The organism is Streptomyces sp. GB4-14 (assembly GCF_022696125.1).
GTDB classification, from domain to species: Bacteria; Actinomycetota; Actinomycetes; order Streptomycetales; family Streptomycetaceae; genus Streptomyces; species Streptomyces werraensis.
Genome location: NZ_RZHO01000002.1, coordinates 1,291,984 through 1,317,207, shown reverse-complemented (window position 1 = coordinate 1,317,207; position 25,224 = coordinate 1,291,984). Strand labels below are relative to the sequence as shown.

The window sequence follows — 25,224 nt, the reverse complement described above, 5'->3', positions numbered from 1 at the left end:
GTTTCAACCCCCCAGGTCGACAGTGAGTTTGGTGACGGCGAACGCCTCGGCGTAGCGCGCGTTGCTTTCGATGCCGCGGATCCGGGCGAGCCCGAGGAAGGCCTCCCGGTCGTACCAGGGCCGGTGCCGCTGCGACGGGTAGTGCTCCTGCAGCAGCCGCACCTTGTCCTCGGCCGCCTCGGGCGTCAGCGGCTGGTACACCACCGGGCGGCCCAGGTCCCCGTCCCACTTGACGATCTCGTAGCCGAGCACGAGATGGTCGCGGAACGCGGTCGTCATCAGCTTCGCCAGGCCGCGGTGGTCCTGGTGCGCGTCCTCGGTGCGCGGGGCGAGCACCAGGTCGGGCTCCGTGCGGGCGCGCAGCTCCTCGACCGCGGCCTTCGCCTCCGCCCAGTGCGCGGGCAGCCGGCCGTCGGGCATCTTGTCCACGGTCAGCCTGAGGTCGGCGCCCGGACAGAACGCGGCGAGCGCCTCCTGCTCCTCCTGCTCGCGCTCCGTCCCGCCGCCGGACAGCACCAGCGCGTCGACCCTGAGACCCGGGCGGGCCCGGCACAGGGTCAGCAGCGTGCCGCCGGCGCCGATCGCGATGTCGTCGCAGTGCGCGCCCACCGCGACGACCCGCTCGAGACGCCCGGTTCTCAGCCGGATCACGCGCTCACCCCCGCCCCCGTACGCTCCCGCTCCCACACGGCCCACGGCCTCTCCCCCCGGGCGTAGGCCTCGTCCAGCGCCGTACGCTCCTTCACGGTGTCGGTCGGCTGCCAGAAGCCGCGGTGCTGGTGCGCAACGAGCCTTCCCCGCTTGGCCAGCTGGGCACACCCGTCGGCGACGAGATCTCCGTTCTCCGGGATGTGGTCGAAGATCTCCTGGCGCAGCACGAAGTAGCCGCCGTTCTCCCACAGCGGCAGGTCGCTCACCGGAGTGATGCCGCCCACCAGGCCGTCCTGGCCCAGCTCCACGCAGTGGAACGACGACTGCGGCGGCACCACCATCATCGACGCGCCCGCGTCCCGGCGGGAGAACCGGTCGATCATCTCCGGCAGCGGGGCGTCGGTGAGCACGTCCGCGTAGTTGGCGAGGAACATCTCGTCGCCGTCCAGATGGTCCCGCACCCGGCGCAGCCGCTCCCCGATGGGAGACTCGATGCCGGTCTGCGCGAACGTGATGGTCCAGTCCGCGATGTCGGTGGACAGCAGCTCGGTGCGGCCGCCGCGCAGCACGAAGTCGTTGGAGACGGTCTCCTCGTAGTTGAGGAAGAAGTTCTTGATGTGGTGGGCGCCGTAGCCCAGGCACAGGATGAACTCCTTGTGCCCGAAATGCGCGTAGTAGCGCATCACGTGCCAGATCAGCGGGCGCGGACCGACCATCGCCATGGGCTTGGGGATGTCGTCGTTCGCCCCGGCGCGCATGCGCATCCCGTAACCGCCGCAGAACAGTACGACCTTCATCGCTCGACCTCGACAATGCTCAGTTCCGGGATGGGGAAGACCAGCCGGCCGCCCCACTCGTGCACGTACGACAGCTGCTCGACCAGCTCGGCGCGCAGGTTCCAGGGCAGCACCAGCACGTAGTCCGGCCGGTCGGCGGCGATCCGGTCGGGCGGCAGGATCGGGATGCGCGTGCCCGGCGTGTACCGGCCGTGCTTGTAAGGGTTGCGGTCCACCGTGTACGGCAGCAGGTCCGGCCGGATCCCGCAGTGGTTGAGCAGCGTGTTGCCCTTGCCGGGCGCGCCGTACCCGACGACTGTCTTCCCTTCCTCGGCCGCCTCGACCAGGAACCGCAGCAGGTCCCGGCGCACCTTGGCCACCCGGGCGGAGAACTCGGTGTACCCGGTCAGCTCCTGGAGCCCGGCGGCCTTCTCCCGGGCCAGCACGTCGGCCACCCGGCCGCTCGGCTCCCCGGCCGCCTCCTCGGGCCGCGCCCACAGCCGCAGCGAACCGCCGTGCGTGGGCAGCAGCTCCACGTCCACCAGCGTCAGCCCGCCGCTCGCCAGCGCCCGGATCGCGGAGGCGACCGTGTAGTACTGGAAGTGCTCGTGGTAGATCGTGTCGTACTGGTTCTCCTCGATGAGGGTCAGCAGATGCTGCACCTCGACCGAGACCCAGCCGTCGTCCGCGACCAGCGCGCGCAGCCCCTGCGTGAAGCCGATGACGTCCGGGATGTGCGCGTACACGTTGTTGGCGACCACCAGGTCGGCCGGCCCGTGCTCGGCGCGCACCGCCGCGCCCGTCTCGGGGCTCAGGAACGCGGTGAGCGTGGGCACGCCCGCCTCCCTCGCCGCCGCGCCGACGTTCACCGACGGCTCGACGCCCAGGCAGCGCACCCCGCGGTCCACCACGTGCCGCAGCAGGTAGCCGTCGTTGCTCGCCACCTCCACCACGAACGAGTCCTCGCCGAGCCCCAGCCGCGCCGCCGCGTCCTCGACGAACACCCGAGCGTGCTCCACCCAGGACGAGGAGTACGACGAGAAGTACGCGTACTCGCTGAACGTCTCCTCCGGTGTGATCAGCGGCGGTATCTGCGCCAGCCAGCAGTCCGTGCACACCCGCAGGTGCAGCGGGTACGTCGGCTCCGGCGCGTCCAGCCGCTCCGCCGCGAGAAAGCTCTCGCACGGCGGGGTCGCCCCCAGGTCGACGACGCTCTCCAGCGCCGTCGAGCCGCACAGTCGGCAACGTGTCATCTGCTTCCCCCATCCCGCTCGCGCAGGTCCCCCCGGCGCGAGCCCGTGTGCGTGTCCCCTCGCGACGGGTCCGGCCCGCCGCGTCCCGCGATCGCCGCGCGGTACCCCTCCTCCAGGCGCGCCAGCCCCACCTTCGGGCTGAAGCCCCGCTCGTAGCGGAGCCGGGCCGCCCGGCCCATCTCCCGGTTGCCGTCGCCGTCGGCGGTGACCCGGCGCAGCGCGGCCGCCAGCGACGCGGCGTCGTCCGGCCGGTGCAGCAGCCCGGTCACCCCGTCCTCGACCAGCTCGGTGAAGGCGCCGTGCCCGGCGGCTACGGCCGGCACCCCCGCCGCCATCGCCTCCACGACCACCAGGCCGAACGCCTCCTTCCAGGTCGACGGCGCCACCACGGCCACCGCCCCCGCGACGGCCTCACGGCAGCGCACCCGGTCGTACAGGCCGACGTGGCGCACGTCGTCCCGGCCCGCCGCCCAGGCCGCCACCTCCGCCTCCAGCGGGCCCGAGCCGGCGATCACCAGGGGCACGCCGACCCCGCCGGCGGCGGCGAGCTCGTCCCACGCGGCCATCAGCAGCCGCACGCCCTTCACCTCCGCGAGCCGCCCCAGGTACAGCAGGTGCTCGCCGGGACCGGTGCGCCGCACGGGCGTCTCGGGCACGAAGTTGTGCTTCACCACGAGCCGTCCGGCCGGCATCCCCGCGCCCACCAGCACCTCGCGCTGCGCCGCCGAGATGCAGAAGAACCGCTCCACGCCCGACCACCAGCGCCGCCGGTTGACCGACAGGCTCACCGCGAGCGGCACCGTCGCCAGCCGGGAGCCGCGGTAGCAGCCGTGCCGGACGGCGGGCAGCGGCGCCCGGCCCACGCACGCGGTGCACGGCGAGCCGTCCCGGTGCAGGGTGCCCGGCGGGCACACCTGGGTGTAGTTGTGCAGCGTGGCGACGGCGGGCACCCCGGCGTCCGCGCAGGCGGCGATCACCGCGGGCGACAGCAGCGGGAAGACGTTGTGGACGTGCACCACGTCCGGCCGCTCGGCGCGCAGCCGCTCGGCCAGCCGGGCGCGCACCGCCGGGTTCCACGGCACCAGCAGCGGGATCGCGGCCTTGGCCGGCAGCGAGCGCGCCGCGATGTCGTCGCTGCGCCGCTCGAACACCCCGACCCGGTGGCCGGCCTCCCGCAGCAGCGCCACCTCCTGGTCGACGACCTTGTTCTCCCCGCTCGGCTGCGCCGACGCGTAGCGGTTGTGCACCACCATGACGTGCATTCACGCCACCTCCTTGCCGCGGACCGGCCGCGCGACGGTCCGACGGACGGGATCCGGCGCCGGAGGACCGGCGTCGGGCACGGGCGGGGCGGAGGGCGCCACCAGCAGCGAGGCCGCGAGCGCCAGGTGCAGCAGGTACGGCGAGGCGTCGCCCAGACCCGCCTCGGTGTACGAGGCGAGCCCGCAGTAGGTGATCAGGAACAGCGCGCAGGCCCGAGCGAGCGACGGCGGCCGCAGCAGCGCGACCGTGGTCGGCACCAGCACGAACCCGGCGACCAACGCCACGCCCAGCAGGCCCTGTTCGTGGTAGACGGCGAGCCAGCTGTTGTCGATGGGCAGCCCGTCGAACGACTTGTCGCCGAGGCCCACCCCGAACAGCCGCTCCGCGCCCGACCGGGGCGCGTCCAGCAGCGCCTCCCACACCTTGGCGCGGCCGGTGAGGGTGGAGAAGTTCTCCTCGGTCTGCCCGCGCAGGAACCACGCCTGGAGCAGCGACCCGAACGCGACCGCGGCGACCGCGGCGCACGCGAGCGCCCAGCCGAACCAGCGGCGGGCGGCGGCGCTGGTCAGCACCATCGAGCCGATCGCCACCAGCAGACCGGCGAGCAGCCCGACCGTCGCCGTCCTGGTGTGCGTGAGGGCGAGCAGCGCCAGTGACGGCACGATCACCAGCGCGGCGCTCCGCCGGTCGGTGCGGCGGCCCAGCACCAGCAGCACCGCCAGCCCCACGACCACCGCCGCGTACTGACCGATCTGCGGCGGCGTCAGCGGCCACAGCGCGCCCACGAGCCGGCCGCCGTAGAGGTCGGGCAGGGCGGCGCCCGGCGACAGCACCAGGCCGGCGGCGACCGAGCACAGCACCAGGAAGTACCAGCGGATGTGGTACCGCACGAACGTGATAGAGCCGTCCCACCAGCGGGAGAGCAGCCACAGCGTGGCCACGAACACCGCGAACCGGCCGCACCGGAACAGCGCCCCGAACCCGGCGCTCAGGTCCACGCTGGAGATCAGGCTCGGCACCAGCAGCAGGCTGAGCAGCAGCAGGAACGCACTGGGCCGCACCCGCAGCCGCAGGTTCATGGCCAGCGCCAGCGCGAACGCGGCGACCAGGGCGCCCATCGTGACCATCTGGATCAGCGACCGGGGCAGCGGCACGATCGTCTCCGCGCCCGTGGACCCGAGGGTGTTGAGGACCAGCAGCCCCCACACCGCCTGGACGGTCCTCGGCGTGTGCTCCACCCGCACGTCAACCACCGTCCCCGGCGCGGTAGGTGCTGCCCGCGTCCTGCCGGTACGGCGCGCCCCGCCACTCCTGGAAGTCCAACTGCCCGCTCGGATCGTGCGCGACGAACGTCCACCGCCCCTCGTAGACGTTGCTGCGCCAGCGGTTGCGCTGCTTCAGCGTGACGGCGTCGGCGACCTTCTCGCCCATGTACGGCGACCAGTCCGGATAGGTGCCGTAGTTGGCGAGGACGGCCATGCGGTCGCACATCGACGTGCAGTCCATCACGGACCTGTCCAGCAGGAACCGGTTGTGGTGGACGTCCACCCGCTGGGTCCGCCACCGGCAGTCCGCGTACAGCGGCGCCCTGGCGATGCCGGGCCGCGCACAGCGGTCGATGTCCTCGACGAGCAGGGTGCAGTCGGCCGAGGAGGTGTTGGCGGGGCTGTTGCAGAACCGGTCGGCGTTCTCCCACAGGGTGATCGCGTTCCAGTTGTCCTCGAAGAGGTTCCCGGAGATCTCCAGCTCGTCGGTGCGGGCCTTCACACGGGGCTCGCCTCCGGACTCCGAGATGTAGACGGTGGCGAACGGGAAGGTGTCGCCGCGCTCCGCGTACCGCCTGCCCTCCACCCAGTTGTTCCGCCGGATCGTGTTGTTCCTGATCACCGCGTTGTAGCTGGTCTCGTACATCAGGGCGGCACCCTGGTTGTCCTCCAGGACGTTGCCCTCGATCAGGAAGTCGTTGTTGTTGGTGTCCGCCCACAGGCCGGTGCCGCGGTTGGCGTGCACCCAGTTGCCGCGCACGTCCGCCCCGTCCACGGCCCAGAACTTGACGCCGCCGGTGCAGCCGCAGCCGGGCCGCTTCGTCTCCCAGTCGTGCCGGTTGTTGTCGGTGATCTCGTTGCCCTCCAGCACCAGATCGCGCAGCGGACCGGACCCCTTGTACGCGTTCATGCCGTACTGGCCGTTGCCGCGCAGGCAGCTCGCCCGCACCTGCTGCCCGGACCCGGCCATCAGCCCGGCGCCGGAGTTGAACTGGACCCGGGAGTGCTCGATCACCCAGCCGTCGGCCGAGTCGTGGTTGACCACGCCCTCGTCGTGCGGAGCGACGAACCCCTGCACGGTCAGATGCCGGATGGTCACCTCGCGCGCGCCGCCGCCGAACGCGTACTGGTTCGTCTTCCGGCCGTCGAGCACCGCGCCGGGCGCGCCGATGTAGGTGTTGCCGTCCTTGGGCTCCACCTGCGCGTACCGGTCGGAGGCCAGCCGGTGGGTGCCGGGCTTCAGCCAGAACGTGGTGCCGGCCGGACTGGATCCGGTCTTCGCGGAGAGGTCGCCGGGCACCGAGGGGTCCACGGTCACCGCGCCGGACGGCGCCTTCGCCGGTCCGGGCTTCGGCTTCTCGCACACCCGGGCCACGGACCGCGGCGCCCCGCCGGAGTCCCCCGGCCGGGTGCGGGCGTCCGCCCGTGACCGCCCGTCCCGCTCGTTCGCCGGCTCGGACGCGCTCTCGCAGCCGGCGGTCGCCACCAGCGCCATCGCCAGCCCGGCCGCCGACGCCCAGCGCCGCCACCGGCGCACGTCCTCTCCACGCAGACCCACCGCAGCCCCCTAGCCGTCGAACCCGAGAACGGTGGTGAATTCGGCCGTTCCGTCGACGGATCCGCTGCCGACCAGCGTGGTGCTCGGCACCTTGCGCCCGAACCCGGGGGAGTACCAGCCCAGCGGCGGTCCGCTCTCTCCCCGGTGCGCCCGCCAGGTGAGCCCGGCCGGCAGGCCGAGCACCGCCGAGCGGTTCTCGCCGTCCCGCGTCCAGGTGAGCCGCGCCCGGCTCCCCTCCAGCTCCGCCGTGACGTCCGGGCCGAGGTGGAACGCCAGACGCACCTCCCGGCGGTCGCCGCTCACCGTGTCGACCACCCGCACCTCACGGCTCTCGTACGCGAGGTCCACCTGCCGCCGGTGGAGCAGCGGCCGGTAGCCGTCGTGCTCGGCGCACCAGCGCGCCGCCTTCTCCCCGTCGGCGTCCACCTCCAGCACGCGCGTCGCGGCGTGCCGCGTCCACAGGAACGGGCCGCCCGACACCGACTGGTCCCGGCCGCCGGCCTCGAGCGTGTTGTGGCCGAGGGTGGAGCGGAAGTAGCTCCGCCACTCGGGCCGGCCGTGGTAGCAGTACGTGCCCGGGTCGGCCAGCACGTCCACCCCGTCGTGCCGCACCTCCACCGACAGCGCGTCCGCGTGGGCGTGCGCGGCGATCGACAGGAAGCCGTGCGGTCCGCCGTCGCAGCGGCACCAGATCTCCCCGGGCCCGCGCAGCACGGTCAGCCCCGCGTCCGCGAAATGCGCGGGCCGCCTCTCCGGACGCGCCACGCCCTCGCCGTACGGCTCGATCAGCGAGGCCAGCAGCGGGGTGCGGACGTCGGAGCCGGGCACCTCGGGCCACCAGCCGAGCCGGCCGAACACCGCCTCGCCGGTGGCCAGCAGCGACCCCCAGCGGTCGGTGTCCGGGCCGTCCAGCACCAGCCCGTGCCCGTCGTCCGCGTCGCCCTGGCGGGGCGGACGCAGCCGGTTGTCGACGACGGCCGCGAGCGCGTCCGTCATCCGCAGCAGCACCAGCCGCGTCGTCGCGGGGACGGCCACGCCCGCGGCGTCCGCCTCGGCCAGCGCGGCCAGGCCCAGCTCCAGCACCAGCCCGTGGTACTCGCTCGCCAGCTCCCGGTTGATCCCGGACAGGAAGGTGTTGGCGCGCAGATGCCGGTCCAGGTCGCGCAGCGCGTCCGCCCGCCACCGCGGCGAGTACGGGAACCAGCCGAACGCGCAGGACGCGGCGAGCTGCCCGGCCGCCTCGGCGACCGCGTGGTTGTTCGCCGACGAGCCCCGGCTGGGGAACGCGGCCAGCCAGCGCTGGTGGTGCCAGATCTGGTCCAGCGCCACCGGGTTCTCCTCGAACAGCGCGGGCGCGCCCGCCCAGCCGTCCAGCAGCCGGCGGATCCACACCCACGACAGCAGCCGGATGCCCAGCTCGATGCCGCTGACCCAGTGCGCGCCCCGCAGCGGCGGATCGGCCTCCCACCACGACCGCAGATGCGCGGCGACCCGCTCCGCGTACCGGTCGTTCCCGGTGAGCGCGTACGCGGCGGCCAGCACGGTCAGGTACTGGTGCCGGGACGGCTCCCAGATCTGCTTGATGTCGCCGACCGCCTCCTCGTCCCGGTACGGCACGTCGAACGCGTGGTCCAGCGGGGCGCGGCGCCCGGTCCTCGGGTCGAACTGCCAGTCCGGGTCCGCCATGTCCTCGCGGACCACCCCGAAGAACTCGGCGCGCCCTGCCATCAGCCGGTCCGCCTCGGCGACCAGACGCCTCACCGCGTCCGGGTCCACCCCGGCGAGCGCGCCCTCGGGCAGCACGGCCGTGAACCGGACGCCCGTCACCGGCGGCCGCTCGGGCAGCGCCGACCGCCAGCGCCGCCGGCGCACCGCGTCGACGGCCCGGCCGCCGGCCTCCCGCGGCCCCATCCGGGACAGCCGCCGCAGGTACCACCCCGCGCTCATGCTCATCGCGCCCCCGCCAGGGTGACCGGGACACCGCTCGCCAGCGCGGTGTGCACGGCGAGCGTGGCCGTCGTCGTCGCGGCCAGCGACTCCAGCGGCACCGGCATCGGCCCACCCGTCCGCACGGCCTTCACGAACGCCGCGAGCTCCGCGTTCTGCCCCTTGTCCCGGGCCTTCGGCAGCCGCGAGCCGACCGACTGCCGGCGCCGCCCGTCGTACACGGCGGCCCGTGTGAAGTCGTCAAGCCGCAGCACCTTGCCGTCCGCGACGAGGTCCAGCGTCTCCTTCGGGAAGGACGAAGGCCCGGAGGTGACGTAGCTGATCGTCGCCGTGGACCCGTCCGGATAGCCCAGCACGATCTGCAGGTCCTCGTTGCCGGCAGGGGCGGCCGCGTACACCGACACCGGGTCGGCGTCCAGCAGCCAGCTCGCGGTGTCGACGAAGTGCCCGCCCTCCCCGGCGAACCGGGACCCCTCGGTGTCCTGCCGCAGATACCAGCTGCCGTGCTCCAGCCGGCCGGCGTTGACCAGGTAGCGCAGGCTAGCCGGGCCGGTGCGGGCGCCGAACAGCTCCCGGGCCTCCCGCAGCAGCGGGGCGAACCGGCGGTTGAAGCCCACCTGGACGCGGTCGTTGCCGGACTCCTCCACCGCCGCCAGCACGGAGGCCAGCTCCTCCTCGGTGAGCGCCAGCGGCTTCTCCACGAACACCGCCTTGCCCGCCAGCAGCGCCCGCCGGGTCAGCTCGGCGTGCGAGCTGTGTCGGGTCACCACGAACACCGCGTCCACGGCCGGGTCGCCCAGCACCGCGTCCAGGTCGGTGGTGGCCTTCCCGAAGCCGAACTTCCGCTGGGCGTTGGCCGCGGACAGCGCCGTCGTGGTGACGACCGTGGCCAGCTCCACGCCGTCGCGGCCCGTCAGATGCGGCAGCAGCATCGACGAGGCGTAGTTCCCCGCGCCGACGAACGCCAGCCGCACCGGGCCGGACCGCCGCACCGGCGCCGACCGGCCGGGACGCCGCCGCACCTGCGGCACCGTCACCTCCGGCACCTCGGCCGCGGGCGCGTCCTCCGCCGGCGCGTACCGGAACAGCACGGCCACCGCCTTGAGTTCGCCCTCCTCGAGCCGCCGGTACGTCTCCACGGCGTCCTCGAACCCGGCGACGTGCGACACCAGCGGCTCCACGTCGACGCCGCCCCGGGCGATCAGGTCGAGGAAGCACGCCAGGTTGCGGCGCTCGGTCCAGCGGACGTAGCCGACCGGGTAGTCGCGGCCCTGGAGTTCGTACTCCGGGTCGTAGCGCCCGGGCCCGTAGCTGCGGGAGAACCGGACGTCGAGTTCCTTCTCGTAGTACGCGTTCCACGGCAGGTCGAGCCGGCACTTGCCGATGTCGATCACCCGGCCGCGGTCCCGGCACAGCCGCGCGGCCAGCTCCACGGGCTGGTTGCTGCTCCCGCCGGCCGCCAGATACACCTGGTCCACGCCCATGCCGCCGGTGAGTTCGGCGACCGCGCTCTCCACGCCCGCCGAGCCCGGGTCGCCGCAGGCCGCCGCGCCCAGCCGCTCGGCCAGCTCGCAGCGCGCCGGGTCGGGGTCCACGCCGACCACCCGCACCCCGGAGGCGTTCAGCAGCTGCGTCACCAGCTGCCCGATCAGCCCCAGCCCGATCACCAGGGCCACCTCGCCGAGCCGCGACTCGCCCTGCCGCACACCCTGCAGCGCGATCGACCCGACCGTGCCGAACGCCGCGTGCCGGGGCGCGACCCCGTCCGGGACCGGGACGTACAGGTTCTTCGGCACCCAGTTCAGCTCGGCGTGCAGCGCGTGCTCGTTTCCCGCGCACGCCACCATGTCGCCGACCTTGACGTCGTCGATCCCGGCGCCGACCTGCTCCACCACCCCGCACAGCGAATAGCCCAGCGGCGTGTACGAGTCGAGCTTGCCCATCACCTTGCGGTACGTGGCAGGCACCCCGTTGGTGGCGACACTCTGCACGACCTTCGCCACCTGGTCCGGCCGCGACCGCGCCTTGCCCAGCATCGACATGCCGGCCTCGGACACCTTCATCAGCTCGGTGCCGGTGGAGATCAGCGAGAAGGCGCTGCGCACCAGCACCCCGCCCGGCTTGCAGCCCGGCGCCGGCACGTCGAGCAGCGCCAGCTCACCGCTCTTGTAGTTCTGCACTACCTGTTTCACGGAGTTCCTCTTGTCTCTACGCCGTCGAGGCGGGGGAGTCGTGGCCGGCCTTGGAGGTCGCGTCGCGGTACCAGTGCTCGAGGGTCAGCACATGCCAGAGGTGCTTGGAGAAGTCCCGCTGCCCGGCGGCGTCCTCGGCGACCATGCGCGCCAGAGCCTCCCGGCGCAGGAAGCCGGAGCGGACCAGCAGGCCGTCGTGCACCACCTCCCGCACCAGCGGCGCGAGGTCCCGGCTCATCCAGGCCCGCAGCGGGGCGCTGAACAGGCCCTTGGGCCGGTACACGATCTCCTTCGGCAGCACCGACGTGGCCGCCTCCTTGAGCACCGCCTTGCCCTGCCGCCCGGTGATCTTGCGCGTACCGGGGACCGCGAACGCCGCCCTGACCACCTCGACGTCCACGTACGGCACCCGCACCTCGGTCGACGCGGCCATGCTCGACCGGTCGGTGTAGGCGAGGTTGAGGCCCGGCAGGAACATCCGCGCGTCCGTCAGGCACATGCGGTTCACGAAGTCGCCGAGGGCGTTGTCGTGGTAGACGTCGGCGTGCTCGGTCAGCACGTCGTCCACCGCCGGGGCCAGGTCCGGATCGAGCAGCCCGATCAGCTCCTCGCGGTCGTACAGGGTGTAGCTGCGGCGGAACGCGGTCTCCTCCGGCAGGCCCGCGAACGACAGGAACCGCTTCGCGAACCGCACCGACCGCAGGCCGCGCCGGCGGGTGGCGACCGGCAGCCGGTCCACGGCGGCGGCCACCCCGTGACGCACCGGCCCCGGCACCCGCCGGTAACGCACCCCGATCAGGTTCGCCAGATGCTTGCGGTACCCGGCGAACAGCTCGTCGGCGCCCATCCCCGACAGCATCACCTTCACCCCGGCCTCCCGGGCGGCCGAGCAGATGAGGAAGGTGTTGATCGCGGCCGGGTCGCCGACCGGCTCGTCCAGGTGGTACGTCATCCGCGGCAGCAGGTCCTGCACGTCCGGGGCGATCTCGATCTCCCGCAGGTCCACACCGAACCGCTCGGCCACCCGGCGGGCGTAGCGCAGGTCGTCGGGCATCGCCTCGAACCGGGCGTCCTCCGCACGGAACCCGATGGTGTACGCGGGGATGCCGGGCCGGTCACGGGCCGCCAGCGCGGTCAGATAGCTGGAGTCCAGGCCGCCGGACAGGAACGTCGCCACCGGCACGTCGGACAGCAGATGGAGCCGCGTCGACTCCTCCACCACGGCCGCCAGATCCGGCAGATCCCCGGACCGGGCCCGCTCCTGCCCCTCGGCGGCGACCTCCCGCAGATCCCAGAACCGCCCGCGCTGCACCGAGCCGTCGGGGCGGCAGCGCAGCCAGGTCCCCGGCTGCAGCTTCTCCGCCCCGCGGAACGCGCACCGCGAGTCCGGCACCCAGTAGTAGAGCAGCGACGCCACCAGCGCCGCCGGGTCCACCTCCAGCGACCCGCCGGTCACCGCCGCGAGCGCCTTCAGCTCCGAGGCGAACACCAGCCCTTCGCCGCGCCGCAGCAGGAACAGCGGCTTGATGCCGAGCTGGTCGCGGGCCAGCACCAGCTCGCCGGTGCGCTCGTCGAACACGGCGAACGCGAACATGCCGCGCAGCCGGGGCAGACAGTCCGTGCCCCAGCGCCGCCACGCCTCCAGCAGCACCTCGGTGTCCGAGGTGCCCCGGAACCGCACCCCGGCGCCCTCCAGCTCGGCCCGCAGCTCAGGCGCGTTGTACAGCTCGCCGTTGTACGTCAGGGCCAGACCCTCCGACACCATCGGCTGGGCGCCGGTGCCCGACAGGTCGAGGATGGCCAGCCTGCGGTGCCCGAGGTGCACCTCTCCGTCGCCCAGCGTGTGGGCGTACGTCCCGGAGCCGTCCGGGCCGCGGTGGGCGAGGGTCTCGGTGAGCCGGTCGGTGACCGCCTTGCCGTCCGGCCACCGGTACGTGCCTGCGATGCCGCACATGAGCTACCGCGCCTCCTGGTCGCTGTCCGGGACCCGCGCCGCCCACATCGGCAGCCGTTCCGTACGCCGTGGACCGTCCGTCACCGCCTGCACGGCGGGGGAGGACCCCGTGCCGTTCTGCCGGACCGGCCGCCCCTCGCGGACGCGCGGCACCGGGAACGGCCCGTCCCACAGCGTCCCGTCCGTCCGGTCCCGGGGATCGGGGTCGACCAGCACCACGCCGGCCACCTCCACGCGGCGGTCGGCGAGCTGCCGCGCCACGGTGTGCAGCCACGCGGTCGTGCCGTGCCCCGCCCGAACGACCAGGACGGCCCGGCCGGCCAGGTCGGCGAGGTCGGACCAGGCCGCGCCGGGCGCCACCGACGTCACACCGATCCGGCGCCGGTCGGACGGCAGGGCCGCGGCCCGCTCCGGCCCGACCACCTCCGGGTCGCCCGGCTTCGGCCGCCGGCCGGCGAGACCCTGCCGGGGCAGGGCGTCGACCACGACCACCGGCTCGTCCGCCGCCAGCGTCCGCGCCAGGTCCAGGGCGATCACGCCCGCCACGCGCGGACAGCCCAGCTCCAGCAGCGCCAGCGGCTCCGAGGAGCCGCGCACCGTACGGGCCAGCGACGAGGTGAGCCGGGTCCGCGCCGCACGCCTGCGCCGGCGCCGCCACAGCAGACCCGGCCGCAGCGCGGACCGGGACAGCTCGGCGGTGACCGACGCGCCCAGGTGCCGGGCGATGTCCCGGCGCAGCACCGGGCGGTCGCCCACCACGGAGGTGACCGCGGCGATCACCAGGCCCAGCACCAGGCCGAGGACCAGCCCGATCCCGCCGTTGGTGGCGAGGGCCTTCGGCAGCGAGTGCTTCAGGGTGTGCGGGGCGTCGACGATCTGCGTGCCCGCGATCAGCCGGGGCGTGCCCACCCGGGCCTCCGCGGCCCGCTGCGAGAAGTCGCTGATGCGGGAGCTGAGTTCGGCGCGGCGGGCGAACAGCGTCTCCAGGTTCGCCGACTCCTGCGGGCTTCCCTCCTGCGGCCCGTCGCCGATCGTCTCGTTCACCTGGTCGAGTTCCTTCTGCAGTCGGTCGCGCTGCGCGAGCAGCGTCGAGGCGTCGGCCGCCGCGGCCTGCTTGATGCGCCGCACGTGGTCCGCGACGAACGCCTCGGCCACCGCGTCGGCGCGGGCCACCGCCTCCTCACCGGTCTCGCCCGTCGCCTTGATCTCCAGCAGGTTGTTGGTCAGCCCGGCGCCCGCGTAGTCCTCCATGAAGTCCTCGGCGCTCTCCGAGGAGTCGAGGGACTTCAGGGCCGCGTCGGCGATCCGCGTGGTGTGCAGCAGCGCCACGTCGGTCCGGATCAGCGTGCCGGGGTCGTTCGGCTGGTCGTCCTGGTGGGCGACCAGCACCTTGGTCACGGCGGTCGGCGGCGGGGGCAGCAGCACCGCCACCGCCGCCCCGAGCAGCAGCCCCAGCAGCGCCAGGGAGCCCCACAGGCGGCGGCGTCTGCGCACCGACACCACCAGGGCCTGCAGATCCAGCAGGGGGGCGGCGGCCGTGGGCTCCGTCGTCGTACTCGTCATCGCGCACCTCCCCGGGCGCCGTCGCCGAGGGCGAGCGCCGGTGCGGCGGCCTCCCGAGGCGGGCCGGCGGACCGCGCCGGACGGGTCCGGACCGCGTCGGCCAGGACGATGCCGACGACGTCGTGACCCGCGTCCGCGCACGCCTCGGCGACCCCGTGCAGCTCGGCGGCGGTGCGGGTGCCCGCGCTCAGCACGACAAGGACGCCCGACTCCTCCTCGCGGTCGGGCACCAGCGGCGCCTCGGCGGAGACCTCCGTCACCCGCAGCAGCGGGTCGCCCCCGGCCTCCTCCGCGAGCCGCTCGGCGGCCCGCAGGGCGATGCCGTCGTCGTCGGGCACGACGAGCAGCAGCCGCCGCGCGCCCGGCATCAGGTCGCGGATCCGGCCGCACACCCGCCGGTAGCGGATCCCCAGGCTCGCCTCGTCCCCGGCGGCCGGCGGGGCGGGCGTGTTCCAGGGTGTGTCCAGACCGAGCAGCCGGCGGGCCCGGTGCCGGGCGCCGCCGCCCTCGGGACGGTGCACGCCCCGCCGTGCGGCCACGTCGACGCCGCCCAGCAGCCCGGAGCCGAGCGCGGCGGCGATCTCCCGCTCGGAGCGCAGCCGGCGGTTCACCCGGGCCGAGGTGAGATGCCCGACCACCGCCAGCAGGAAGAACAGCACCGCCCCGGCGGCGATCAGCTGCACCCGGGTCGGCGGGGCCTCGCCGGACGGCTCGGCCGCCGGCCCCATGACGACCAGACGGGAGCCGGCCGCGTTCGAACCGGCCTGGTCCAGCTTCCCGACCGCCTCCTGCAGCGTGGTGCGCAGCTTCGCCAGCTCGGTGCGGGTCTGCACGCTCTCCACGGTCCGGCCGGGGTCGGCGGCGTCGGCCAGCTCGGTGATGCGGCGGCTGGTGGTGAGCACCGTCTGCCGCAGCTCCTCGGGGCCGGCCGCCGCCGTCGGGTCCGCGGTCTCGTCGACGATCCGCGCGGAGAACGACACGAACTGCCGGGCCAGTTCGTCGGAGAGCCGCTGCGCCTTCGCGGGGCTCCCGGCGGTGCCGGAGATCTTGATGATGTTGCCGTCGGTGACCTCGGCGCGCACCCGCTTGCGCAGCTCCTCGCCGTCCACCCCGTCCCAGCCCAGCTCCTCGGCCGTGCGGTCGGTCACCACCGTGCTGGTGGCGATCTCCGCCTGGGTCAGCAGCACGCGCTCCTCCCAGGCGCCCGGCAGCAGCACCGACGCCGACGTGGTGTAGCGCGGCGGGAACACCAGGGAGGCGCCGAAGCCGGTCAGCGCCCCCAGCACGACCAGGACCGTCAGCAGCCTGCCGCGCCTGCGGAGCATCCGCCCGATGGTGACCAGGCGTATCGCGTCATCGCTCAAGGGACGTGCCTCTTTCCCGCCCGCTCCGGGCCGCCGCGTCCGCGCCGCCCCCGACGGCGGACTCGTAGGCGGCCAGCAGCGCCGCCTGCGAGTTGCGCCAGGCCAGCGGGCCGTTGATCCGTTCCTGTCCGAACTTCCCCATGCGGGAGCGCTGTTCGGGGTCGTCCAGCAGCCGGGCGATGAGCGCGGCGAACTCGCCCTCGTCGTCGCCCTTCGCGTACACGGCGGCCTCGCCGGCCGAGACCCGCGCCTCCTTCAGGTCGAAGGAGACGATCGGCCGGCCCATCACCATGTACTCGAGGACCTTGTTCATGGTCGACACGTCGTTGAGCGGGTTGCACGGGTCGGGCGAGAGGCACACGTCCGCGGTGGACAGCCAGCGCACCAGGTCGGCGTCCGGCACGCGTCCCGTGAACTCCACCTGGCCGTCGAGCCCCAGCTCACGGGACAGCTCCACCATCGCGTCGAAGGTGTCGCCCGCCCCGACGAACACCGCGTGCCAGTCGGTGCGGCCCACCTCGTCGCGGAGCTTCGCCAGCGCCCGCAGCGCGTAGTCGACGCCGTCCTGCGGGCCCATCACGCCCAGGTAGCACAGCAGATGCGGCTTCCCGCGCTTCAGCTCCGGCTCGGGGTCCACCGGGTGGAACCGTTCGGTGTCGGGCGCGCTGCGCACCACGAACACGTCCTCGGGCCGCCGTCCGCCGCGGCGCACGGCGACGTCCTTGTAGCTCTCGTTGGTGGCGAGCACCACGTCAGCCGCCCGGTACGTCGCCCGCTCCAGCGCGCACACGCCCCGGTAGAGCAGGTCCTTGCCCCGCCCGAACCGGGACAGGTACAGCTCCGGCACCAGGTCGTGCTGGTCGAAGACGAACTTCGCGCCCTGGCGCTTCAGCCGCAGCGCGGGCAGGAACAGCAGGTCCGGCGGGTTGCAGGCGTGCACCACGTCCACCGGGCCGACCTTGCGCGCCAGGCGGGCGGTGTGCCACAGCGCGGCGCCGTACTCCTTGAGGTAGCCGGCCGGTCCCCCGGTGGCCGCGCGCAGCGGGTAGCGGTGGATCCGCACCCCGTCGATCACGGCCTCCGGCTCGGTGTCCCGCTTGGTGCCCTGCGGGCAGATGACGTCGACCTCCCAGCCCGCGTCGCGGAGCGTGCGGCACTCCTGCCACACCCGCCGGTCGAACGGCACCGACAGGTTCTCCACCAGGATCAGCGCGCGGCGGCCCCGCGCGCCCTTCGGCTCACCAAGCAAGGCCCACGTACCCGGGTTCGGCCCGGCGCGCGTCGGCGTCGGGGAGGCGGACGAGGTCGATGATCACGGGGTCGTCGCCGTGCGGCAGCGCCGACAGCACCGCCGGGTCCTTCGTGCCGACCAGGACGACCTCGGCGTGGTCCAGCACGTCCCGCACGGAGTCGGCGAGCAGCTGCGCCAGGTGCGGCAGCCGGGTCTCGATGTACTCGCGGTTGGCGCCGAGCAGCCGGGACAGGCTGACGTTGGCGTCGTGGATCCGCAGGTCGTACCCCTTGCCGAAGAGCCGCTCCGCCAGCTCCACCAGCGGGCTCTCGCGCAGGTCGTCGGTGCCCGGCTTGAACGACAGCCCGAACAGGCCGACCTTGCGCCTGCCGGTGCGCTCGACCAGCTCCACCGCGCGCTGCAGGTGCTCCTCGTTGGAGGGCAGCACATGGGAGAGGATCGGCACCGACACGTCGGCCCGGTGCGCCGCGTGCACCAGGCTGCGCAGGTCCTTCGGCAGGCAGGAGCCGCCGAAGGCGAAGCCCGGACGCAGGTAGGCGGGGCTGATGTTCAGCTTGCGGTCGGCGAGGAACACGTCCATCACCTGGTGCGAGTCCACTCCGAGCGCCCGGCACACCGCGCCCAGCTCGTTGGCGAAGCCTATCTTCAGCCCGTGGAAGGCGTTGTCCGCGTACTTGATCGCCTCGGCCGTCGGCACGGGCACCCGGAACACCTCGCCGGGCAGGTCCTCGTACAGCGCCGCGACGACGTCGCCGCTCGCCGTGTCGAGCTCGCCGATGACGGTCTTCGGAGGGTCGAAGAAGTCCCGCACGCTGGTGCCCTCGCGCAGGAACTCCGGGTTGACCGCCACGCCGATGTCCACGCCGGCGGTGCCCCCGACCTGCTTCTCCAGGAGCGGCACCAGCAGGCCCAGGCAGGTGCCCGGCAGCATCGTGCTGCGGAACACCACGGTGTGCCGCCCGCCCCGCTCGGCCAGCGCCGCGCCGATCTCCTCGGTGACCCGCTCCAAGTACGTCGTGCACAGGCTGCCGTTGGGCTCCGACGGGGTGCCCACGCAGACGAGGGACACCTCGCTGCCCTCGATCGCCTCCCGCACGTCGGTGGTCGCGCGCAGCGCCCCGCTGCCCACGACCTCGGCGATCAGCTCGCCGATCCGTTCCTCCACGACGGGCGCCTTGCCGTCGTTGACCAGGTCCACCTTCACCGGGTTGACGTCCACCCCGACGACCTCGTGACCCATGCTGGCCAGGCACGCGGCCGACACGCAGCCCACGTAGCCGAGCCCGAACACGCTGACTCTCATGACCCGTTCCTCCCCCCGGGCAGGCCCCCTCGGCCTGCGGTCCCCACCTCGGCCGCCCCACGGCCGCCGCGCATCAGTACGCCCCCTGTCCCTGCACCACGGCGCGCAGCGTCTTCCACAAGATCACCGTGTCCAGGGCGAGGGACCAGTCCTCCACGTACCGCAGGTCCAGCCGGACCGCCTCCTCCCACGACAGGTCGCTGCGTCCGCTGATCTGCCACAGCCCGGTGAGCCCCGGCTTCACCTTCAGCCGGCGCCGGATGTCCGGGCCGTAGGCGGCGCACTCCTCCGGCAGCGGCGGCCGCGGGCCGACCAGCGACATCGACCCGGTGAGCACGTTGAACAGCTGCGGCAGCTCGTCGAGCGAGTAGCGGCGCAGCACCGCCCCGATCCGGGTCACCCGCGGGTCGCGGCGCATCTTGAACAGCGGTCCGGCGCCCTCGTTGAGGCCGGCCAGCGCGGCGCGGGCGCGGTCCGCGCCGGGGATCATCGTGCGGAACTTCAGGATGGTGAACTCGCGGCCGTCCTTGCCGACCCTGCGCTGCCGGTAGAACACCCCGCCCCGGCTGTCCGTCGCCACGAGCGCCGCGACGAGCACCATCAGCGGCGCGAGCAGCAGCAGCAGGACCAGCGCGCCGAGCCGGTCGACGACGCCCTTGACCGCGCGTCGGCCGCCGGTGAACGCCGGCATGCTGACCCGCAGCAGCGGTATGCCGAGGACCGCGTCGACGTGCAGCCGCGGCCCCGCCACCTCCATCAGCACCGGCGCGACGACCATCTCGGCGTCGGAGCCCTCCAGGTTCCACGACAGCCGCTGGAGCCGGTCCGGCGACCAGTGGGGGTCGGGGGTGACGGCGACGACGCGGTAGCCGTGGCGGCGGACGTGGTCGGCGACGTCAGCCAGCCGTCCCACCACGGGCACACCGTCCAGCCGGTCGCCGTCGAGTCCGGGGCCGTCGGTGGTGCACACGGCGTCCACGCGCCAGCCCAGGTGCGGGTACCTGCGGGTGCGGGCGATCAGGTCCCCCACCGTGTCCGGGCTCCCGGCCGCCAGCACAGGGCGCAGGCAGCGGCCCTCCTTGCGCTGCCGGTGCAGCCGCAGGCGCAGCAGGTAGCGCATCGTCATGGTGACCAGCGCGATCGCGGGGATCGCGACGAAGATCCAGAGTTTGATGTTGCGCGAGGTCAGGGCGATCCCGCCGAGCGCGAGCACGACGGTCGCCATGAACAGCGAGCGGCCCAGCCGCCGGAACTCCTCGGCGCCCTGGCCGAGCACGGTCGGCGCCCAGGACCTGCTCACCGCCAGCGCCGCGAGCACCAGTAACCACGTGCCGAAGGCGAGGATGCCCCACTTCTCGTGCCAGTCGGCGGCGTCCCGGACGCCGAAGAAGTTGCCGATCCCGGCGACGACGACGGCGGTCGCCACCGTGTCGCTCGTGATCACGGTACGGCGGTAGCGGTGCTCCCAGTCGGCCGTGCCACGGTTGAACTCCCCGTCCGTCAGATGACCCCGCTCCGACGGGAACGGGCTGACCAATCCCCCTTGCCGCACAGAACCCCCCAGGTCCCCAGTGATGCGACGTGTTCGCCTGACACCGTTTCTGCCGGGGGGACCCCACCCCCCGAACCGCGCTGCTCCTCGCCGCGGGAGGCCCCCGCCTCCCGCGCGCCGCCATGCCGGCTACGAACGGACAAAGAACAACGTGAACAACCTGTCGCGGCGGCAGCGGCACATGGCCGTGCCGGTCCATGGAGCCGAGCGGACCTGGCCGGTCCCTCGGGTGCCCCCGCACCCGAGCCCCCCCGGGGCTCAGCGGTGTGATCACCCCCACGCCTGGCGCCGTTGGACGAACCCCTCCCCGGGCGCCGGACTTAAAGATCATTCAATCGGTCGCCTCGGGCCCGAACGGCCGAAGCAGGGTCAATCTAGACCATCGCGGCCGGTAAGAAGAGAGGGTGTGGGGAAATTGTGTTCAGGCGGCGTGGCCGAATACGCCGTCCGGAACCCGTCCGCGTAGCTCTCGCACCGGCGTCTCAACTCCCGTCGTACGAAAGCCTGATGACACTTACGCCCCGCGCCGACACCGCCTCGCGGTCCGCCCCGCGCCCCCGCCGACCCGGCGACGGCCGAGGTCCGGGCACACATGACGTACACATGGGCTCACCGCCCCCGCCGCGCTCCGAGCGCCTCACGATGCCCGGTCCCGGGACCGGAATCGCACCCACGGCTCCCCGTCGAACGATTTCGTGTGTGTTCCACGGATGTCCGAGATCCAACCGCTGAAGCGACCGTTCCGCAGGGCAGGCGGGGAAGTCCTGACGGCTGTCGGCGGCCGAGCCCGGTGTCCACGCCCAGGGCCCGACCGCCCTCTCAGACTGGGTACGCCGTGTGGATGTGGCCGTCGCGGATGACGACTTCGACGATGCTGGTCTCCCGGCCGCTGCCGTTCACGCCTACGGGCTCGCCGTAGTCGAAGCGGTGCAGATGACTGTCCTGGCCGGCCCGGGCGCGGGGGTTGGGGATCGCCGGGGTGCCGTCGACACCCTCCCGGAGCCGTCGGCCCAGGACGAAGTTGTCGCCCTCCCAGAAGAAGTCCTCGTAGAACTCGCCGGGCAGTGAGGGCTCAGGCCCGGTAGGGTCGGCGTTCTCCCGCACTCGGTCCTGGGCACCCGGGCCGTGCTGGCCCTCGATGTGGGCCTCGCGTTGCTCCGTGATGCCGTGCCTGCTGCTCTCGCAGTTGACCAACCCCCACGGATCGGTCCAGCGAAGGGGGTCAGGGACGTACCCGTGGTGGTTCGGCGCTGGGGCGAGGCCCAGCGGATCCGGACTGATGTAGCGGGCGTTGGCGGGGTCGTAGTAGCGGCGGAAGTTGTAGTGGAGGCCTGTCTCGCGGTCGTGGTACTGCCCCGGGAAGCGGAGAGGGCAGTCGACGGGATCCGAGGTAGGGGCCAGCGGCGCGCCCCACAGAGTGGCGCGTGCCCGCCAGGCGATCCGGCCTTCGTCGTCGACCAGTTCCGTGGGTGTGCCCACCACATCGGTGACGATGGCGTAGAAGCGGCGGTCGACCTCGTCCTGGTCCAGTTGTACCAGCGCGCGGTTCGTGCCGGGAGCCCACTCCCAGCTCCTGGTGGAGCCGTCGGCGGAATCGCTCTGTTCCACCAGGTGGGAACCGTCCCAGGTGAAGACGGTTTCCTCTGCGGTCCGGCCGTCGTCGGACAGCCGCCGCTTGGCGACACGTCGGCCGAGACCGTCGTACACATACGCCCAGCGGCAACCGTCCGGGGTCGCGACCTGAGTGAGCCGGTCCTCGGCGTCCCACATGTAGGTCCATTCCCTCGTCCCCCCGGACAGCAGCTTGCGTGTCTGCCGGACGAGGCGCCCCTGCGGGTCGTGCACGTAGGTGACGTGGCCGGCCCTGCGGATGAGGGTCCCGTCGTGGATCCGCTTCCCTTGCGGGCCGCCTTCCGGCGTGTCGGCGCGGCTGACGTTGCCCACCGCGTCATAGGCGTAGCGCTCGGACCACCCGTCGGCCGTGACCGCCTCGACCCGGCCGAGGCGGTCACGGGTGAACCTGCGGACGCCATGGGTCTGGTCCGCGACGGCCGTCAGGCTGCCGTCAGGTCCGTACGAGTAGGCGCGGTGCAGCACTGCCCCATTGAGGGCGTCCGAACCGGAGGCGGCTCCTGCCAGGACCGTCTGGCCGGTGAGACGGTGGCCGGCGTCCCACTCCTGGGTGAGTACCGCCGCCGCGCCGAGCCGTCGCTCGGTCTCGTGCCCCGACGCACCGTAGCCGAAGGACAGGGAGTTCTCGGCCAGTCGTATCCGGAGGGGGCGGTTGTTCGCGTCCCATTCCCACCGACTGACGACACCTGACGGAGTCGTCCGCTCCACCCGCCTGCCGAGAACGTCGTACGCAGTGTGCAGTGTGCGCCCGTCACACTCCTCCGCGACGACACGGCCCGCCGCATCGCGTGTGAGTGTGAGGACGGTGTCGGGCGTGACTGCCGTTACCAACTGGCCGGCGGCGTCGTAGGCGAAGGTGGCGACCTCCTCCCCGGAACGCCGTTGCACGACCCGCCCGCATGCGTCGCGTATGTACGTGGTGATCTGCCCCGCGCCGTTGGTGCGCCGGACCAGGCGGCCCGCCGCGTCGTAGGCGTAGGACACGGTGCGTCCGTTGAAGTCGGTCTCGCTCACGAGACGGCCCGCAGGGTCGTACTCGTAGATCCATACGGCACCCGACGCGCTCGTTACAGAGGTGAGCCGCAACTCCGTGTCGTACGCGAACCGCGTCGTCGAGCCGTCTGTCTCCGTACGGGCCCGCACCCGGTCGAAGTGGGTGATGGTGTGAGTCGTGCTCCGTCCGTCGGTGCCGGTGTGGCGGACGACGTTGCCTTCTCCGTCGTAGGACCAGCTCTCGCTGCTGCCGTCGGCCATGACCCGCTCGGCCGGAAGCCCTTCCACCGTCCAGGTGGTACGAGTGGTCGAGCCGGTGGCGCCGACGGATTCGACGATGCGCCCGAAGGCGTCACGGGCGACCCGGCTGGTCCCGCCGAGCGGCGCCGTTACGGCGTCGGGCAGGCCCAGCGGTCCGGGCTGGACACGGTGGGTCGCGCCGAGCGCGTTGGACACGGAGAGGAGCGCTCCGGAGGCGTCGTGGGCGTAGGTGGTCACGGCGCCGTCGACGTCGACCGTCGCTGTCGGGTTGCCGTTGTCGTCATAGGCGTACCCGCGCCTGCCGCCGGTCGGCAGGGTGATCCACACCGGACGGTCGAAGTCGTCGTACTCACAGGTCGTCGTCGTGCCGTCGGGCCGCACCACTGAGGTGGGGTTGCCGCGCTCGTCGTAGCTGAATCGGGACGTGTGGCCCAGCGGATCCGTGCGGGAGAGAAGCCGGTTGTACGCGTCCCATTCGGCGTGCGTGGTGTTGCCGAGCGGGTCGGTCTGGGCGACCACCTGTCCGCGCTGGTTGTACCGGTAGGTCGTGGTGTGGCCCAGAGAATCCGTATACCGCGTCTCGCGGGCATCAGGGTCGTAGGCGATCGTGCAGGACAGGAATCCCTCCACGCCGTCACCCCGGACGCACCGGTCGTGGTCGTCGTACGTGAAGCGGTACCAGGAGCCGTTGCGGTCGGTCCAGGACGTGATGCGTCCCTGGAGGTCGTAGGTGAGCTTGAACGGCAGTCCGCTGGAGTTGCAGATCTCGGTGAGATGCCCCTCGGTGCTGTACGCGTATCGCAGTAGCGTCGTTCCCTCGGGCCCGTCCGCCTCGTTGCGCAGCCGCAGTGCGACGATCCGGTCGTCCTCGGTGTCGATGTGCAGATGACGGCCGCCGGAGTCGCGGACGGCGGTGGGCGCGCCGGAGGCGTCCCGGTCGAAGTCGATGCGCCGCCCGCCGCGGTCGGAGACCGCGGCCAGCGGGAGGGTGAACGCCTCCTGCGCGGCGACAGGTGTGGCCGGCGGAGCGAAGTGACGGGTGCGGCCTGATGCCGGGTCGGTGATGCGAAGGGGGGCACCGGGCGCCCCGTCCCAGTCCAGGGGCCAGCGCGGTCCCTCGAGAGGCATGACCGAAGTGCCGGGTGAGGGGACGGGGTACACGAGGATCATGCCGTCCTCGGACGCGAAGACGGCTCCGTTTTCGTCCAGTTCGAGACGCTCGTCGAGCGTCGATGCCCAGGAGGGGCCGAACCACCGGCCCCAGTGGTAGGTCGACAGATGTGTTCGCCGCAGCACGAGGGGGAGGAGCCCGGGAAGACTGACGTCGGTCTCCTCCACGATCATCTCGCCGGAAACCATGTCGACGGGATCGCCGTTCTTGCAGCGCCCCTTGGCGGGCTTGCTCTTGCCGACGGCGTCGTCCGCTCCCTTCCGCAGCCCGCGTCCGAGCCCTTTCACCATGGCTTTGAGGCCGCCCTTGCCCAGCGCCTTCATGCCTTTGGCGAGCCCCCCGAGGGTGGTCAGTCCCTTCATGCCGGGTATGCAGTCCAGCGCGGCCAGTCCGACGTCCCACAGGGACGCTTGGCCTTTGCTGTATTTGTGGAGCGTGTCGGCGAGGACGACGAGCGCGGCGATGAGGACGATCGCGCCGAGGATCGGCCCGCCGATGATCATCGCGACGATGCCGACGACCGCGACCACGATCTTGCAGGCGGCGACGATGCTGTCCCAGTTGTCGGTGAACCAGTCGCCGATCTCCTCCCACCACGACCGGTTCTGGATCCCCGCGTCGGAGGCCTCGTCGATCTTCGACTTCGCGTCCCGCGCCGCCTCCTCGCGCATCTTCCGCGCGTCCGCGGCCATCTTCTTCGCCGCGTCCAGCGCGCTCTGCGCGGACGTCACGTCCGACTGCGCCTTCTCCTGCGCGCTCTTGGCGCTCCGCACGTCCCGGGTCGCGGCCCGCACCTTCGCCTCGTCGGGCTTGTCCGCGTCCGACTTCGACCCCGTGGGGTCGTCCTTGTACTTGTCGGCCTCCTTCGTCGCCCGCCCCACCCACGACTCCGCCGACGCCAGCTTCGACTTCGCCGACGTCAGATCCGCCTGCGCCTCCCGCGCCTTCACCAGCGCCTTGTCCGCCAGCGCCTGCGCCCGCTCCAGCTTCGGCCAGTAGTCCGCGAGCGCGTCCCCGCACATCGCGTACGACTTCTCCAGCTTCTTCAGGTTCTTGGGAACGCCGGAGAACTCCTCCTTGAACACCTTCGCCGACTTGCCCGCCCACTCCGCCAGCGTCCCCTCACCGGCCATCCCCTTCACCAGACGCAACGCCTCGGAGACGTCGTCGGCGAAGTCGTGCAGGAACCTCGCCAACCGGCGCACCCGCTCCGGGTCACCGGGCGTCGGGTCCTTGTCCAAATCAAGGACATGCCAATCATGTGGGCGGTGACC

At 72.9% G+C, this 25,224-nt stretch carries 15 protein-coding genes; all 15 read right to left on the bottom strand.

Annotated elements, in window-relative coordinates; all coding sequences use genetic code 11:
* Positions 1–3 precede the first annotated feature (3 nt).
* The 15 genes from ELQ39_RS07095 to ELQ39_RS07025 all read right to left on the bottom strand — a co-directional run bounded on the left by ELQ39_RS07095 (position 4) and on the right by ELQ39_RS07025 (position 25,191).
* Positions 4–651, bottom strand: a complete 648-nt coding sequence (locus tag ELQ39_RS07095; protein WP_242591407.1) for a PIG-L deacetylase family protein — start codon at positions 649–651, stop codon at positions 4–6.
* Entirely contained in the window at positions 648–1,448 is an 801-nt protein-coding gene (locus ELQ39_RS07090; RefSeq protein ID WP_190001131.1) for a glucose-1-phosphate cytidylyltransferase, read from the bottom strand. Before ELQ39_RS07090 ends, ELQ39_RS07095 begins: the two co-directional genes overlap by 4 nt.
* Complete coding sequence (locus ELQ39_RS07085; RefSeq protein WP_242591406.1) at positions 1,445–2,680, bottom strand: class I SAM-dependent methyltransferase; 1,236 nt, start codon at positions 2,678–2,680, stop codon at positions 1,445–1,447. The genes ELQ39_RS07090 and ELQ39_RS07085 overlap by 4 nt, the downstream gene beginning before the upstream one ends.
* Positions 2,677–3,942: a glycosyltransferase gene (locus tag ELQ39_RS07080; RefSeq protein WP_225640333.1), complete on the bottom strand. Its 1,266-nt coding sequence runs from the start codon at positions 3,940–3,942 to the stop codon at positions 2,677–2,679. The genes ELQ39_RS07085 and ELQ39_RS07080 overlap by 4 nt, the downstream gene beginning before the upstream one ends.
* Positions 3,943–5,196, bottom strand: coding sequence for an O-antigen ligase domain-containing protein (locus tag ELQ39_RS07075; RefSeq protein ID WP_391665146.1), 1,254 nt, complete (start codon positions 5,194–5,196; stop codon positions 3,943–3,945).
* Positions 5,189–6,745, bottom strand: a complete 1,557-nt coding sequence (locus ELQ39_RS07070) for a right-handed parallel beta-helix repeat-containing protein (RefSeq protein ID WP_443334356.1) — start codon at positions 6,743–6,745, stop codon at positions 5,189–5,191. Before ELQ39_RS07070 ends, ELQ39_RS07075 begins: the two co-directional genes overlap by 8 nt.
* Positions 6,746–6,775: 30 nt before the next feature.
* Positions 6,776–8,719, bottom strand: a complete 1,944-nt coding sequence (locus ELQ39_RS07065; protein WP_225640332.1) for a heparinase II/III domain-containing protein — start codon at positions 8,717–8,719, stop codon at positions 6,776–6,778.
* On the bottom strand, positions 8,716–10,905 hold the full coding sequence (locus tag ELQ39_RS07060) for a bi-domain-containing oxidoreductase (RefSeq protein WP_242591404.1): 2,190 nt from the start codon (positions 10,903–10,905) through the stop codon (positions 8,716–8,718). The genes ELQ39_RS07065 and ELQ39_RS07060 overlap by 4 nt, the downstream gene beginning before the upstream one ends.
* 16 nt (positions 10,906–10,921) lie before the next feature.
* Positions 10,922–12,859, bottom strand: coding sequence for an asparagine synthase (glutamine-hydrolyzing) (gene asnB, locus ELQ39_RS07055; RefSeq protein ID WP_242591403.1), 1,938 nt, complete (start codon positions 12,857–12,859; stop codon positions 10,922–10,924).
* Between the two features lie 3 nt (positions 12,860–12,862).
* Positions 12,863–14,422 carry a Wzz/FepE/Etk N-terminal domain-containing protein gene (locus ELQ39_RS07050; protein ID WP_242591402.1) on the bottom strand — a complete coding sequence of 520 codons (1,560 nt, stop codon included), beginning with the start codon at positions 14,420–14,422 and terminating at the stop codon, positions 12,863–12,865.
* A complete protein-coding gene (locus ELQ39_RS07045; protein ID WP_242591401.1) occupies positions 14,419–15,786 on the bottom strand; it encodes a polysaccharide biosynthesis protein in 1,368 nt (455 codons plus the stop codon). The genes ELQ39_RS07050 and ELQ39_RS07045 overlap by 4 nt, the downstream gene beginning before the upstream one ends.
* A complete protein-coding gene (locus ELQ39_RS07040) occupies positions 15,776–17,035 on the bottom strand; it encodes a glycosyltransferase family 4 protein (protein WP_242591400.1) in 1,260 nt (419 codons plus the stop codon). Before ELQ39_RS07040 ends, ELQ39_RS07045 begins: the two co-directional genes overlap by 11 nt.
* On the bottom strand, positions 17,025–18,341 hold the full coding sequence (locus ELQ39_RS07035; protein WP_242591399.1) for a nucleotide sugar dehydrogenase: 1,317 nt from the start codon (positions 18,339–18,341) through the stop codon (positions 17,025–17,027). Before ELQ39_RS07035 ends, ELQ39_RS07040 begins: the two co-directional genes overlap by 11 nt.
* Positions 18,342–18,414: 73 nt before the next feature.
* Positions 18,415–19,893 (bottom strand): sugar transferase, encoded by a 1,479-nt coding sequence (locus tag ELQ39_RS07030; RefSeq protein ID WP_242591398.1) that lies wholly within the window; start codon positions 19,891–19,893, stop codon positions 18,415–18,417.
* An 819-nt stretch (positions 19,894–20,712) separates the two neighbouring features.
* Entirely contained in the window at positions 20,713–25,191 is a 4,479-nt protein-coding gene (locus ELQ39_RS07025; RefSeq protein WP_242591397.1) for a DUF6531 domain-containing protein, read from the bottom strand.
* Positions 25,192–25,224 lie beyond the last annotated feature (33 nt).